We start from the raw sequence: 14,085 nt of genomic DNA on the forward strand, positions 1-14,085 counted from the left end.
CACAACAGCTGCACCCTTCAGGCCGCGCTGAGTACGCAAGGAGTTACTCAGAGGCTCCTTAAATCCTTACATCTCAAAGGTGATTGCAGACATCCTATGTCTAATAACGGTCACATTACTTTGTTATCAAGAGAACTCACGGCAATGGCCAGACACGAAGACGTGCTGATCGCTTTACGACAGATTATTCGCGCCACCGACCTCTACTCACGGAAATTGAGCAAGGTCTCCGGCCTGACATCGCCGCAACTGCTTATCATGCAGGCGATCTCTGCCCACGGTGAAATCACCATGGGCGACCTGGCTAATGAGGTTTCCCTCAGCCAGGCCACCATTACCACGATTCTGGATCGCCTGGAAAAGCGGGCCCTGGTGGAACGAAAGCGCGGCGAGCAGGACAAACGCCGGGTGTATGCCCACCTTACCCGGGCCGGCGACGAAATTATCGACAAGGCCCCTACCCCGCTTCAGGACGAATTCATCGAGCGTTTTGACCGCCTGGAAGACTGGGAGCAATCTTTAATACTGAGCTCCTTGCAACGGGTGGCCGCCATGATGAATGCCGGAGACATCGATGCGTCTCCGGTACTGGACCTGGGCGCTATTGACCGCGCCCAACCAGCGGTGGACTTAAGCAGCCGCCGCGAACGCGAAGCCAACTCTTTCTCTAAAACGGACCAAAAGTGAAACCATGGTTGCAGACAGTGCAAAGAAAACGGGCTCATCCACCGACAATCAGGATGACATTACTTTCCGCAAACCGGAAAGCCAGGACGGCAGCCGAGTGCACAAGCTGATCAGCGAGTGCAAGCCGCTGGACGAGAACTCCGTCTACTGTAATTTGCTGCAATGCACGCACTTTGCAGACACCTCTGTCGCCGCAGAAATGGATGGCGACCTGGTGGGCTTCATCTCCGGCTACATTCCACCCAAGCAGCAAAACGCGCTGTTTGTCTGGCAGGTGGCCGTGCATGAGAAAGCCCGCGGCAAGGGTCTGGCCAAGCGCATGCTGGCCGAGCTGATAGAGCGCGAAGAAAGCGCCGACGTTCAGTTTATCGAGACCACCATTACCCCGGACAATGAAGCGTCCTGGGGAATGTTCCGCAGCTTCGCCTACCAGCGCAGCATACCCACGGAAGAATTTATTCTGTTCGATTCGCGCATTCATTTTGCCGGCGAACACAATGACGAATACCTGCTGCGTATCGGGCCGTTCAATAGAGACGAAGCCTGAAACCCAGACCAGAACGAACAAGCACCGAATTCACGCGAGGAACAGGAATCATGGATACCGACATTTTTGACAGTCACGAATCGGAAGTAATGAGCTATGCGCGCAGCTTCCCGGTGGTCTTCAACCAGGCCAAGGGCAGCTACCTGTATGACGAGAACGGCAAGGAATACATCGACTTCCTGGCCGGCGCGGGCACCCTCAACTATGGCCACAACAACCCGATTCTGAAAGAGAAGCTGCTCGAGTACATTCAGCGTGACGGCATTGTTCATGGCCTGGACATGCACACCACCGCCAAGCGGGAATTCATGGACGCTTTCTATGAAGTGATCCTGAAGCCCCGCGACATGGACTATGTCATGCAGTTCACCGGCCCCACCGGTACCAATGCGGTAGAAGCGGCACTGAAGGTTGCCCGTAACATCAAGGGTCGCGAGAACATCATCAGCTTTACCAACGGCTTCCATGGCGTGAGCCTGGGCGCCCTGGCCACTACTGGTAACAGCCACCACCGTGGTGTTGCAGGTGTCACCATGGGTGGTGTCACACCGATGCCGTACGACGGCTATCTGGGCGATGCCTTCGACACTACCGAGTACCTGGACAAGGTACTGGGCGATTCTTCCAGCGGCGTGGACCACCCGGCTGCTGTGATTGTAGAAACCGTGCAGGGCGAAGGCGGCATCAACGCAGCCAGCTTTGACTGGTTGCGCAATCTGGAAAAAGTGTGCCGCAAACACGACATGCTGCTGATTCTGGATGACATCCAGGCTGGCTGTGGCCGTACCGGCACCTTCTTCAGCTTCGATGATATCGGCATCACCCCGGACATTATCACTCTGTCCAAGTCCCTGAGTGGCTACGGTCTGCCGTTTGCCATGGTGCTGCTGAAGCCGGAACTGGACATGTGGAAACCCGGCGAGCATAACGGTACTTTCCGTGGCCACAACCTGGCGTTCGTGACTGCTGCCGCTGCGCTGAACCACTACTGGCGCGACGACAAGTTCGCCAAGGAAGTACAGCGCAAGGCGGACATCATCACCGACCGTTTCCGCGAGATCGCCAACACCTATGACGACCACTGGTTCTACCTGAACGGTCGCGGCATGATGCAGGGCCTGGTAGCTCGCGATGGCGAAGTGGCCGGCGAAATCACCAAGGCCTGCTTCAAGCGCCAGCTGGTGATCGAGACCTCCGGTGCCGATGATCAGGTGATCAAGACCCTGTGCCCGCTGACCATTGATGAAGAAGACCTGACCCGGGCTCTGGATATCGTCAAGGAAAGCGTTGCCGAAGTGATGACTGACCGCATCAAGCGCGGTGAAGCGCACTCTGTTGCCAGCATCTCTGCCTAACAGGCTGCCCGCTCCCCCTCCCCGGGGGAGCCTTTCCTCTCTCCCTTTTTGCTCAGGAGTCATATTCATGATCGTTCGTACTCTGGCTGAAGCCGAAAAATCAGAGCGTTGTGTCAAAGCCGAAAACGGCAACTGGCAGTCTGTGCGCCTGTCTCTGAAAGATGACAAGATGGGTCACTCCTTCAACATCACCACCATCTTCAAGGGCACCAAGACCCACATCCATTACAAGAACCACTGGGAATCCGTGTACGTGATTTCCGGCAACGGCAAGATCGAAACCATCGCCGACGGCAAGGTCTATGATCTCACCCCCGGCACTATCTACCTGCTCGACGAACACGACGAGCACTGGCTCTACGGTGGCGACGAAGACATGGTGGTGGCCTGCGCTTTCACCCCGCCCCTGAGCGGCAAGGAAGTGCACGACGAGCACGGCGTGTACCCGGCGGATCTTGATTAAGATCACCAGCCGCTACACGCGGCATGCAGAAGGCTTGCATGCAAAAAACGGGGCGCTTAATGCGCCCCGTTTTTTGTTTCCCATTAGGCTTTACCGTTGGAGCCTTGTTCACAAGGCGAAGCTTCCTCAGGAAATGGAAAGTTCGCCTTGTGAACAAGGCTCCAACGACTAAACCTAAAGCGCCGTTTCTCAGAATGCGTACTTGGCCGTAAGCTGTACGCGCTTCAGGTTACCGTCATCACCGGCCTCGGTTTCCCGCTCGGCATAGATCAACTCGCCCCCCAGAGACAGCGGCTTGGCCACCTGCCAGATCAGGTTGGCATGGGCGCTCTGCACGCTTTCATTACTGGTGCCCGCCACAGTGTCCGGGTTGTCCGCTTCGCTCATGGATACCGCAAAATTGGACCGCCAGGTATCATTCCAGTGGTGACGCAGGGCCAGAACCGCACTCCACTGATCAATCAGATCGATATCACCGTCCGCTTCAATCTGCCCGGAGCGGAACGCATTCAGCGTGTGGTAACGGCCAATGGCGTTGCCGTAATTGAGCTGGAAGCGCACGTCGTCCATCTCGCCCAACATCATCTTGCCCGCCAGAGCCAGACCATAACCGTATTCGCTTTCGTCACGGTCCTGCCCACCAATATTGTCCTGATAGGCCAGCTCACGCCCCATGCCGGAAAGACTCACATTGCCCCAGTCGCCGGTCAGGTTGTAGCGCAGCACCACATCAGGCACACCGTTATCGTCGTAGGGATTTTCCGCACCGCCGTAGAGGGTGGTGGACGGGTTTTCCAGGGCCAGCATGATTGGGCCAGTGGTGTAGCGAATCTGCGCTTGCCGCTGGAACACGGTGCCGGCAGCCCCGACAAAGTCCAGGGTTTCCGGTAGCGCGCTCACATTGAAGAAGGTGGACCAGGTTTGCCCGAACAACCATTTGTCCCAGCTCAGATAGGCATGACGAATCCGCGGCGCATAGCTGTTGGTAATACGCTCATTACCCAGGCCGTTGGTCTGAAAATCGATCTCGATGTGGCCTTTCACATCCCCCACCGGGGTATGCGTTACGCTCTTTAGCCAGAAACGGCTTTGTTTGGCGATCATGTGCAGCTTGCCGGAACCCTCTTCACCGGCGACGGGGATGGTAGAGGGCACCATAAAGTCTTCCCCGATTGCCGACGATGCTTCTTCCCCATCACTGTATTTGCTGAAAATGGTATCGGCTTTGATAAAACCGCCGAAGGTGATCTGACTATTGCCACCGCTGTGCTGCAGCTTGTTTTCCAGATCGGCAACGCGCTCCTCCAGCGTTGCGGCACCTGCGATACCCGCGTGGGCAAACAAAACGGCGGCACACAGGTACGTGGGTTTTATTGCTGTCATGGCCCTGTCCTCTTGTTTTCATCAACACGTAAGTCACTCCACGAACAGCTTGCTCGGACCCTGTGTGCTCAACTATTAGCCATAGGTCGAAGTCCGTGACATGCCAGAAGCCCGGAGCAGCAAGCCCACTACGATGCCTTGCCGGTTTTGCCTTGTTGCCTGAAGCCTGCCGCCTGTTGCGCTACTAAGACCAAGGTCTAATTCAGACCCCCGTCGTGCTTTCGCACACTGGCAATACTCCTATAACAACTGCATCACATCAGTGAGGAAACCCCATGGAAACGGGTAAACGCGTGCCGGTAAAAGCCGCACTGAAATCCCATTGCTGGATAGACGCCAACGATTACCAGTCTCTCTATCAGCAAAGTCTGCAGGACAGTGTCGGTTTCTGGCGCAGCCAGGCTCAGCGAATCGACTGGCTACGCGAGCCGCAGCAAATTCGCGACACCCGCTTCCACCCGGATGATGTCCATATTCGCTGGTTTTATGACGGCGAGCTGAACGCCAGCAGCAACTGCATCGACCGTCACTTGGCCGGCAATGGCGATGCGGTCGCCCTGTACTGGGAAGCGGATGAGCCCGGCCAGCCGAGCCGGGAGATCACCTACCAGGCTCTGCACCTGCATGTCTGCCAGCTCGCCAATACGCTCAAGCGACAAGGTGTCGGCAAGGGTGACCGGGTGATGATCTATATGCCGATGATCCCGGAAGCCGTTTTCGCCATGCTGGCCTGCGCCCGCATTGGCGCCATCCATTCCGTGGTGTTTGCCGGCTTTTCCCCGGATGCGCTGGCCGGTCGTATTGCCGACTGCGGCGCCAAAATGGTGATCACCGCCGATGCCGGTCGCCGCGGCGGCAAGCCGGTTCCACTCAAGGGCAATGTGGATGAAGCCCTGCTCCAGGACGGCACCGATGTGGTGGAAAAAGTGCTGGTCGTTCGCCACGTGGGCAATGACATCCACTGGCAGCCCGGCCGCGATCTGGACTACACAGAGGAACAGGCACAGAGCGACAGCCACTGCCCGGCGGAAGCCATGAACGCGGAAGACCCGCTGTTCATCCTTTATACCTCCGGCTCCACCGGCAAACCCAAAGGCGTACTGCATACCACCGGCGGCTACATGGTCTACGCCTCATTGACCCATCAGCTGGCCTTCGATTATCAGCCCGGCCAGGTGTACTGGTGCACGGCCGATGTGGGCTGGATCACCGGACACACCTATCTGGTCTACGGACCACTGGCCAACGGTGCCACCTGCGTCATGTTTGAAGGGGTGCCCAACTACCCTAACGACCAGCGAGTGGGCGATATCATCGACCGCTACGACGTGGAAATTCTCTATACCGCCCCAACCGCCATTCGCGCCCTGATGGCCGGTGGCGACCACTGCTGCCAGAGCAGCCGCCGTGACAAACTGCGTGTGCTCGCCACCGCCGGCGAGCCGATCAATCCGGCGGCCTGGCAGTGGTTCCATGATGTGGTCGGTAACGGCCAGGCGGCCGTGGTGGATACCTGGTGGCAGACAGAGACCGGCGGCATCATGATCTGTCCGCTGCCGGCAGCTATTGAAGCCAAACCCGGTGCTGCCACCCTGCCCTTCTTCGGCGTACAACCGGCCCTGGTGGACAACGATGGCAACCTGCTGGACGGCCCCGCCGAGGGCAATCTGGTGATCACCGACAGCTGGCCGGGCCAGGCCCGCACCCTGTGGGGCGACCATGAGCGCTTTGTGCAGACCTACTTCAGCATCTTTCCCGGCTACTACACCACCGGCGACGGCGCCCGTCGCGACGAAGACGGTTACTACTGGATCACCGGGCGAGTGGATGATGTGCTCAACGTGTCCGGCCACCGTATGGGTACCGCCGAAGTGGAAAGCGCCCTGGTCGCCCACCCGCAGGTGTGCGAAGCCGCCGTGGTCGGCTACCCCCACGACATCAAAGGCCAGGGCATCTATGTCTATGTGACCCTCAATGACGGCGAAGCCGCCAGCGATGCCCTTCTCCAGGAACTGCGCCAATGGGTACGCCGGGAGATCGGCCCCATCGCCACACCAGATCTGATCCATTTCACTGCCGGGCTACCGAAAACCCGCTCCGGCAAAATCATGCGGCGCATCCTCAGGAAGGTTGCCGCCAACGAGCACGACAGCCTGGGGGATATTTCCACCCTGGCGGACCCGGCTGTGGTGGCCAGTCTGGTGGAGACCCGGGTGAACCGGTGATTTCATCTCGCACCGGGAGCTCTGAGGCTAGCCAGGGTGTACGACCCCTCGCTCAGGAGCTCCATAGGAGCCAAGGAATTTACGCTGAAGGAAGTCTGTTGTTTTCTGTTTTTCCCACGCTGCCCTTCGAGTAACCCAAGGGCAGCATCTTTTTTTCTTTCATGCTTAAATCAAGGTCATGACAACAATACTGATAGCCGATGACCATCCCCTTTTCCGCGCTGCCCTGAAACAGGCGGTAGAGGCCAGCTTTGTCGATGCCACCATCCACGAAGCGGACTCCCTGGCCACCCTGGAAACCTTGGGCCAACAGGCCATTCCCTTTGATGTGATTCTGCTCGACCTGCATATGCCGGGCACCCATGGCTTTTCCGGCCTGGTCTATTTGCGCGAGCAGTATCGCAAGGTGCCCCTGGTGGTCATTTCCGCCACCGAAAGTGTCGACGTGATTCAACGCGCCATTCACTTTGGTGCCGATGGGTTTATTCCCAAGTCGGCCTCCATCGATACCATGACCGATGCCATGCGCAAGATCATGGAGGGCGAGCGCTGGCTCCCCGAACATGCCCGCCGGGCCATGCCCCCCACCCTGCCGGACCATTCCGCCATGAGCGAACGCATCGCCAGCCTCACCCCCCAGCAATTCCGGGTGATGGGAATGTTGATGGAAGGTATGCAGAACAAGGTCATTGCCTACGAGCTGGATGTCTCGGAAGCCACCATCAAGGCCCACATGACCGCCATCTTCCGAAAGCTGGGCGTACGCAACCGCACCCAGGCAGTACTGGCGTTGAAGGATCTGGCGATTGAACCGCAAGGAATGGAAAGCAATTTATAATTGAGAATGGATAATTAATAACTCGCGGAAAATTTTCGGTTTGCATTTAAACGTAAGAAGCCGCGCCCAACTTATGGACGCGACTTCTTACATTTAAGCGGCAACACGCTGGTGCGTGACGTTATCAATTATCCATTCTCAATTATCAATTGCCCTAAACCCCTTCCAACGTTCGCCGCAACATCCCCTCCGTCAACGGCTTCTGCAAAAACCCAATCCCCTGTTCTTCCGCGCGCTCGCGTACGGCCGGGTTGCGGTCGGCGGTCATCAGGATGGCGGGGACCACGTCTTCCCAGCCGCTGTCCAGGCCGTCGATAACAGTAAAGCCGTCTTCATTATCCAGCTGATAATCCACCAACAGCACATCCGGGACCGGGCAGGTGGCGGCTTTTTTCAGGGCGTCATCAAGGCCGCTGGCGGCGATCACCTCACAGTCGAGCATCTCCAGGGCAGCCACCAGGCTGGCGAGCAGCGCCGGATCGTTATCCACGCAGAAAACCCGCATGCCTTGAATGCCCTGGCTGACGGTTTCTGTTTCCTGCAGCACCGGCGGCACCTCACCCTTGGCCAACGGCACGGTGACACTGAATACGGTGCCCTTGCCCGGCCAGGAGCGAACCGTTAAACGATGTCCCAGAAGACGACAGATGCGATCGGCAATGGCCAGGCCCAGCCCCAGGCCCTTTATCGATTTACGGCTTTGTTGCGGCAGGCGCTGGAATTCCCGAAAGATCGCCTCGTGCTGGTCATCGGGAATCCCCGGGCCTGTATCCCACACGTCAATGCGGATGGCATTGTGCTGGCGACGACAGCCAAACAGGATACGCCCATGCTCGGTATAGCGAATGGCATTGGAGAGCAGATTCTGCAACACACGGCGCAACAAGCCTTCATCCGTTTCCACCACGGCGTTACAAATGACAGCCCGCAGACTGAGGTCATTTGCGGCGGCCAGCGCAGAAAACTCCTGGCTTAACGGTTCCATCAGACTACCCAGGCGCAGCGGGTGCACGTGGGCCGGCATGGTGCCGGTATCCAGTTTGCTGATTTCCATCAGCGCGCTAATGATCTGCTCGGCGGCCTGCAGAGAGGTGTCCACATGCCCGAGCACGGCCACCTCATGGGCAAAGCCACCACCATCACGCTTGATCAACTGCTGACGCAGTGACGAAGTAAACAGCTGGGCCGCATTGAGTGGCTGCATCAGGTCATGCCCGGCGGCAGCCAGGAAACGGGTCTTGCCATCGTTGGCGCGGGCCAGTTTTTCATTGACCTCGGTAAGCTTGCGGGTGCGCTCGGAGACCATGTTTTCCAGGTTTTCGTTGATCTGACGCAGGGCCTGTTCGTCGCGTTTTCGTTCGGTGATATCCATGTAGGTACTGACAAAGCCACCCCCGATCATCGGCGTGCCGCGCACTTCCACGACGATGCCGTTGGGCAGCTCCCGCTCGAACTGGTGGGAGTGACCTTCGCGCAGCAACTGCACCCGCTTGCTCACATCCTCTTCCAGGTTGTCACCCTCGTAGTAGCCGCGCTCCGCGTTATAGCGATACACATCCTCAATGGACCGCCCCAGCCGGATCAGCCCCTCCGGATAATCGAACAGCTTCACGTAGGCCTGATTCCAGGCCACCACCTGCATCTCTCGGTCCACCACACAGATACCCTGGCTGATGGTTTCGATGGTGGTGCGCAGCAACTGGTGATTGAACTGGATGAGCTCGGAGGCCTCATCCATCATCCGCACCACATCGTCATGACGGCTGTTCTGCTTGCGCAGCAGGGTGCTCATCACGATCCGTGCGGTAGACGCCCCCATGGTGCCCGCCAGCAACCGCTCCACGTAGCGCACCAGATGCAAAGGCGCCGGTAATGCCAGCTCCTCGGACACACTGCGCCGACGCATGTAATCGAAGAACAGCGGCTCGGCTCGGGGATGGCCAAGCCCGCGTTTGCACACTTCCAGCAGCTCTGCGGTAGTAATGGACGGGTGGCCAATCCCTTCGCGCCACCAGTCCATGGGCATGTCCACAAACCGGGCCGCCTGAGCCTCGTCGAGGGCATCGTGGGTCGCACGTCGGGAAAAATAGATAAACGCTGCCAGGTTCCCCAATAGAGACCAGAACACGCCATGGGTGAGCGGCTCCAGCCCCTCGATGCCAAACAGGGCATGGGGCCGCAACAAGCCCAGTCCGAGCAGGCCCCGTTCGTTTAGCACCTGCACCCATTCCATGGGCAATATCACCGGCACCAGCAAACAGTAAAACCACAGCAGAAAGCCGACACCCAACCCGGCAAAAGCGCCCTGCTTGTGACCGGTGCGCCAATACAGCGCCCCTACCAGCGCCGGAGCAAACTGGGCCACCGCCGCAAAGGACAGCAGGCCAATACTGGCCAGCCCATCAAAACGGTCAATCAGGGTATGGAAGGCAAAGGCCAAGCCCAGCAATACCAGAATGCTGGCCCGGCGCAGGAATCGCAGCTGCCGGCTCAAGCCGGCCAGTTGATCCTTTTCATGGAGCCGGGACTGCAACCACAAGGGCAACAGCACCTCGTTGGTGAGCATGATGGCCAGCGAGATGGTGGACACAATCACCATGCCGGTTGCCGCCGCGATGCCGCCAATAAAGGACACCATCAGCATGGCGGAATTGTCCTGGGCTATGGGCAACGACAGCATATAGGTGTCTGCCTGACCAATCAGATAAGGCTGGGTGATGACCCCGGCCACCACGATGGGCAGCACAAAGATGGCAAACATCAATAGATACAGCGGAAACAGCCAACGGGTGGTGCGCAGGTGTCGCAGGTCATTGTTCTCCACTACCCCCGCATGGAACTGACGAGGCAAACAGAGGATCGCGACCATGGACAGCAACAGGGCGGTGACAAAACTCTGCGAGAACAGGGTGGGCTCGAAAATCTGCAGCACGTCACCTTGCAACTCCAGTTGCTGCCACATATCCATGGGGCCATCGAAAATGGCATACAGGCAGTAAAGCCCCAGCAACACAAAGGCCACTACCTTGATAAAGGACTCGAAGCTTACCGCCAGCATCAGGCCGGACTGGTGTTCGGTGGTATCGATATGGCGGGTACCGAACAGCAGGGTAAAGACCGCCATCAGTGCCGCCACCACCAGGGCGGTATCCACCCCGTACTGGGCGGAATCCTTGAGCACATAATCAAACGACAGGGTGACGGCTTTCAGCTGCAGGGCGATATAGGGGAGCACACCGATGATCGCCACCAGGGTGACCAGGACCGCCAGCCGGCGGGACTTGCCGTAACGGGCAGCAAGGAAATCGGCGATGGAGGTAATATGATGCTGCTGGGCCACCGTCACCATCTTGTAGATCAGGGCACCGCCCAGCAGTACCGTGAGAATCGGGCCGAGGTAGATGGGCAGGTAGTTCCAGCCGTTCTGTGCGGCTTCCCCCACCGCCCCGTAGAACGTCCAGGAAGTGCAATAGACACCCAGACCCAGGCTGTAGACCCAGGCATTCTGAAAGGTTTTGCGACCCTTGCGTGCCGCCCGGTCGCCCCACCAGGCGATCACGAACAGCACCAGCACATACCCCAGTGCCAGGCCACTCAGCTGCCACAATGAAAACACCGCCGCTCCCGGTTAACGGATACAGATTTCAGCTTATAGCAACGCCTGAACGAAACGTAGCGCCACCGCTACCAGCAATAGGGCGACGCCTGCCCGCTGCCATTTGAATTCACTCACAGTGAGTGTCATTTCCCGTCGCCAGAACATCAGCAGGCCACGGGTGTCCCGGGTCCGTTGCCAGTAACGCAGGTAGGCATACAGCACGATACAGAGACCGGCGATCAAAGCCATTTTTTCTGCGTAGAGCATTTTCCTCTCCACCATCGGTGTGTTGGAGCCTTGCTTGCAAGGCGAAAGGCCAAGCACTTATGACCGGTCGGAGTTATTCGCTTTGCAAGCAGAGCCCCAACGGTCAAGACGTCCTGACCACGGCGTGATCCATCACCTAATTCATCGTCGACTTCTGCAGCTGCAGATACATCAGTGCCGCGGTCACTGCATCGCCACGGGCGGTATGCCGCTCCATGACAGGAACCTGCAGGGCGGCGGCCATGGCATCAAAGTGCAGATCCGGTTCCAGCTCCGGCTTCCAGTGGCGCATTTTTTTCTGGTACAGGGACGACAGCTCGATAGTAGTGTTGGGCAGATCAAACCCCATCAGCGGGCGCAGATAGCGGTTGACCATGGCCACATCGAAATCCACGCACCAGCCCACCAGGGGACGATTGCCGATAAAGTCCAGCAGCTGCTCCAGTGTAGCGACTACGGACTCCCCCTCATCCAGGTCCACCGGCCGCAAACGGTGAATACGAATGGAACTGCCTTCCAGGCTATCCGGGGCTTCCAGTTTGATATCCAGCGCCTGGCTGGTCAGCACCCGCCCCTGCTTCACAGGCACCGCAGCAATGGATACCAGTTCAGCATGGCGGCTATCCAGACCCGTGGTTTCACAATCGATGGCGATCACATCGCTGCCTTCATAGGGCATGAACAGATGTGCGAAAGGCCCATGAGCGTGGCGGTGTCTATCACTAAAACGTCGCAGTTGTCTCAGCATGGCTTGTATCCTCGCACCCATGGGCCGCCCTCAGTATTCCAGATGGAAACGACGGGACAGGCGCTGCTTGAACTCACTGACCAGATGCAGGGCATCACGGAGCAGATCCCGCTCCAGGGATGACAGCCGTTGCACCACAATATGGTTGTCGGGAATATTCATGGCATCGCCATGAAGGTGCTCCAGTTGATGATTCAGACGCAGCTCACTGAACAGCTCCATGGCTTCGCCCAGGTCTTCCGCAATGCCTGGCTCCAGCACCTTCGCTGCCACCAGCTTTTCCAGCCGTGACAGTGTTGAGGTTTCACGAATACGTTGCTGCAACGCCAGAGCGCGCACGCCATGAACCACAGGAAACAAGGCACCCTTCTTGATATCGATACCATGCTGCGGTTTTTTCAAGGAGCCGAACAGGTTCAGTGGCGTGGCAAACTGAAGAACAGGACGGGCAAAATGCGCCATGAACAAATCGTCATTACTGCAGCGATCAAACAAGGCCGAACGAACGGTTTCCAGCAACCGGTTGTCTCCTGCCACACAATGGGCATCCATCAGCGTTGTGATGCGTATCAACCCTTCTCCACCGACATCCCCCGCCCAGTCATGAATGCGTTGCTGCCACTGGCTCAGACTGCCCACCCATTCCGGGTTGGACACCATGACCTTGCCGGGGCAAGGCGGGTAGCCCAGGATCAGTAGTGTTTCGGTAAAACGACGGGCGTCGATTTCACAGGAGGGCCAGTGCTGACCATCCGCCAGGATCAGGCCATTATCCTGATCGGTTTTCAGTATCTGCTCCCCGCGCCCCTCACTGCCCATGATGATCAAACAGGCCTGCTGTTGTTCCTCAGGCATAACCATGCCGAAGGTCTTGGCCATGATGCGCCCATTCAGTGCGGCCAGCAGATCCATGGCGAAGCGCATCTTTACGCCCTGGGCCATCAAGGCTTCCACCAGTTCCGGCAGACGCTCGCTGGCCTGCCGTAACTCATCCAGGGATTCTGCCTTCTCGATTTCCAGACCCACCACATAGGAACGGCTGGAAAAGAAGCTGAGTACATCGGTGAGTTCCACCACACCCACCGCCTGCTCGCCGGCCATCACCACTACCCGGGCCACCTTGTGGCGAGTCATGCGGGTCAGCGCGGTAAACAGATAGTCGTCCGGGCGGGTGGTCACCAGCTGCCGCTCTGCCGCCGCTTCCAGCGGCGTGTCGGCAGTTTGTTCATTGACTACCAGGGCTGTCAGCAGATCGGTCTTGGTGACAATGGCAAAGCCCTCATCACTGTGAATCAGCACGCTGTCCACACCGTGCTGCTTGAGCGCCGTCACTGCATCGCGCAGGGTCGCCTTGGGGGCCATGACAAGGGGCTCGCGCATGCACTGATCCACCCGTGCCAGCATGAATCCGGCCAGGGTGACGCCCCCCTCCCGCCGCTCTGCCAGACGCTGGCTTTTTTCCGCCAGCGTCTGGCGAAAGAACCGTCCAAATTCCGGCTCACTGTCGCACAGCTCCAGAAACAGGGCGGCGGGAATCAGGTGGCACAGGGTCTGTTGCTCGGCACGGAAGCGGTAACGGCTTTTGCCGTTGAGTACACTGATGGCCCCGAAAAGATCCCCGGCGGCATACACTCCCACCTGGCTGCGCCCATCCGGGGCATTCACGTCCAGCTCCGCCACGCTGCCCTTGTGAACCACGTAGACGTAATCACTGGAGCTGGCCGCCTCCAGAATAATATCGCCGGGCTCGTAATAGGCCAGATCAGTGCCCTGATTCAGACGATGCCGACCCGCTGTTCCCAGCAGGCTGAACGGATACTGGTCGAGTTCCTTTTCAATCATGGCCACGGACCGATCAATTAAAAGTGGAAAGTTCAACGCCTAAAAGCGCGAGAAGCAAAGCAACTGGCAGGCGTCTGCCTAGCCCTCGTTTCAACTTTGAACTTTCAACTTTTAACTCTCCTCCCTTATTCC

11 protein-coding genes are annotated in these 14,085 nt (G+C 58.2%); 6 read left to right on the forward strand and 5 right to left on the reverse strand.

The features are described from left to right. The first annotated feature begins 144 nt into the window (after positions 1-144). The 4 genes from B3Q33_RS08280 to B3Q33_RS08295 all read left to right on the forward strand — a co-directional run bounded on the left by B3Q33_RS08280 (position 145) and on the right by B3Q33_RS08295 (position 3,052). Complete coding sequence (locus B3Q33_RS08280; protein ID WP_273009810.1) at positions 145-687, forward strand: MarR family winged helix-turn-helix transcriptional regulator; 543 nt, start codon at positions 145-147, stop codon at positions 685-687. A gap of 4 nt (positions 688-691) precedes the next feature. Beyond that, complete coding sequence (ectA, locus tag B3Q33_RS08285) at positions 692-1,234, forward strand: diaminobutyrate acetyltransferase (protein ID WP_272961531.1); 543 nt, start codon at positions 692-694, stop codon at positions 1,232-1,234. A 50-nt stretch (positions 1,235-1,284) separates the two neighbouring features. Further along, positions 1,285-2,589, forward strand: a complete 1,305-nt coding sequence (gene ectB / locus B3Q33_RS08290) for a diaminobutyrate--2-oxoglutarate transaminase (protein WP_272961532.1) — start codon at positions 1,285-1,287, stop codon at positions 2,587-2,589. Positions 2,590-2,656: 67 nt separating this feature from the next. Continuing rightward, entirely contained in the window at positions 2,657-3,052 is a 396-nt protein-coding gene (locus B3Q33_RS08295) for an ectoine synthase (protein WP_035244958.1), read from the forward strand. Between the two features lie 189 nt (positions 3,053-3,241). On the opposite strand, the gene B3Q33_RS08300 is transcribed toward B3Q33_RS08295, so the two are convergent. Further along, a complete protein-coding gene (locus B3Q33_RS08300; protein ID WP_035244959.1) occupies positions 3,242-4,435 on the reverse strand; it encodes a DcaP family trimeric outer membrane transporter in 1,194 nt (397 codons plus the stop codon). A 275-nt stretch (positions 4,436-4,710) separates the two neighbouring features. On the opposite strand from B3Q33_RS08300, the gene acs reads away from it, so the two are divergent. Together acs and B3Q33_RS08310 are read left to right on the forward strand one after the other, a co-directional pair. Then, complete coding sequence (gene acs / locus B3Q33_RS08305) at positions 4,711-6,660, forward strand: acetate--CoA ligase (protein WP_286827469.1); 1,950 nt, start codon at positions 4,711-4,713, stop codon at positions 6,658-6,660. Positions 6,661-6,838: 178 nt separating this feature from the next. Next, positions 6,839-7,498 carry a response regulator gene (locus B3Q33_RS08310; RefSeq protein ID WP_286827471.1) on the forward strand — a complete coding sequence of 220 codons (660 nt, stop codon included), beginning with the start codon at positions 6,839-6,841 and terminating at the stop codon, positions 7,496-7,498. A 154-nt stretch (positions 7,499-7,652) separates the two neighbouring features. Here the strand turns inward: B3Q33_RS08310 and B3Q33_RS08315 are convergent, their stop codons facing one another. The 4 genes from B3Q33_RS08315 to B3Q33_RS08330 all read right to left on the reverse strand — a co-directional run bounded on the left by B3Q33_RS08315 (position 7,653) and on the right by B3Q33_RS08330 (position 13,953). After that, entirely contained in the window at positions 7,653-11,114 is a 3,462-nt protein-coding gene (locus tag B3Q33_RS08315) for a hybrid sensor histidine kinase/response regulator (protein ID WP_286827472.1), read from the reverse strand. A 33-nt stretch (positions 11,115-11,147) separates the two neighbouring features. Beyond that, positions 11,148-11,363 (reverse strand): hypothetical protein, encoded by a 216-nt coding sequence (locus B3Q33_RS08320; protein ID WP_035244963.1) that lies wholly within the window; start codon positions 11,361-11,363, stop codon positions 11,148-11,150. Between the two features lie 136 nt (positions 11,364-11,499). After that, a complete protein-coding gene (locus B3Q33_RS08325; RefSeq protein WP_286827473.1) occupies positions 11,500-12,111 on the reverse strand; it encodes a 3'-5' exonuclease in 612 nt (203 codons plus the stop codon). A gap of 30 nt (positions 12,112-12,141) precedes the next feature. After that, positions 12,142-13,953: a putative nucleotidyltransferase substrate binding domain-containing protein gene (locus B3Q33_RS08330; RefSeq protein WP_286827474.1), complete on the reverse strand. Its 1,812-nt coding sequence runs from the start codon at positions 13,951-13,953 to the stop codon at positions 12,142-12,144. Positions 13,954-14,085: the final 132 nt, after the last annotated feature.

This window comes from Alcanivorax sp. UBA3183, assembly GCF_002364155.1.
Classification (GTDB): Bacteria; Pseudomonadota; Gammaproteobacteria; order Pseudomonadales; family Alcanivoracaceae; genus Alcanivorax; species Alcanivorax jadensis.

What these genes read in the sequence shown, in the direction of transcription:
- B3Q33_RS08280 (WP_273009810.1), top strand. Translation starts at nt 145, where the DNA reads ATGGCCAGACACGAAGACGTGCTGATCGCTTTACGACAGATTATTCGC.
- ectA (WP_272961531.1), top strand. Translation starts at nt 692, where the DNA reads ATGGTTGCAGACAGTGCAAAGAAAACGGGCTCATCCACCGACAATCAG.
- ectB (WP_272961532.1), top strand. Translation starts at nt 1,285, where the DNA reads ATGGATACCGACATTTTTGACAGTCACGAATCGGAAGTAATGAGCTAT.
- B3Q33_RS08295 (WP_035244958.1), top strand. Translation starts at nt 2,657, where the DNA reads ATGATCGTTCGTACTCTGGCTGAAGCCGAAAAATCAGAGCGTTGTGTC.
- B3Q33_RS08300 (WP_035244959.1), bottom strand. Translation starts at nt 4,435, where the DNA reads ATGACAGCAATAAAACCCACGTACCTGTGTGCCGCCGTTTTGTTTGCC.
- acs (WP_286827469.1), top strand. Translation starts at nt 4,711, where the DNA reads ATGGAAACGGGTAAACGCGTGCCGGTAAAAGCCGCACTGAAATCCCAT.
- B3Q33_RS08310 (WP_286827471.1), top strand. Translation starts at nt 6,839, where the DNA reads ATGACAACAATACTGATAGCCGATGACCATCCCCTTTTCCGCGCTGCC.
- B3Q33_RS08320 (WP_035244963.1), bottom strand. Translation starts at nt 11,363, where the DNA reads ATGCTCTACGCAGAAAAAATGGCTTTGATCGCCGGTCTCTGTATCGTG.
- B3Q33_RS08325 (WP_286827473.1), bottom strand. Translation starts at nt 12,111, where the DNA reads ATGCTGAGACAACTGCGACGTTTTAGTGATAGACACCGCCACGCTCAT.
- B3Q33_RS08330 (WP_286827474.1), bottom strand. Translation starts at nt 13,953, where the DNA reads ATGATTGAAAAGGAACTCGACCAGTATCCGTTCAGCCTGCTGGGAACA.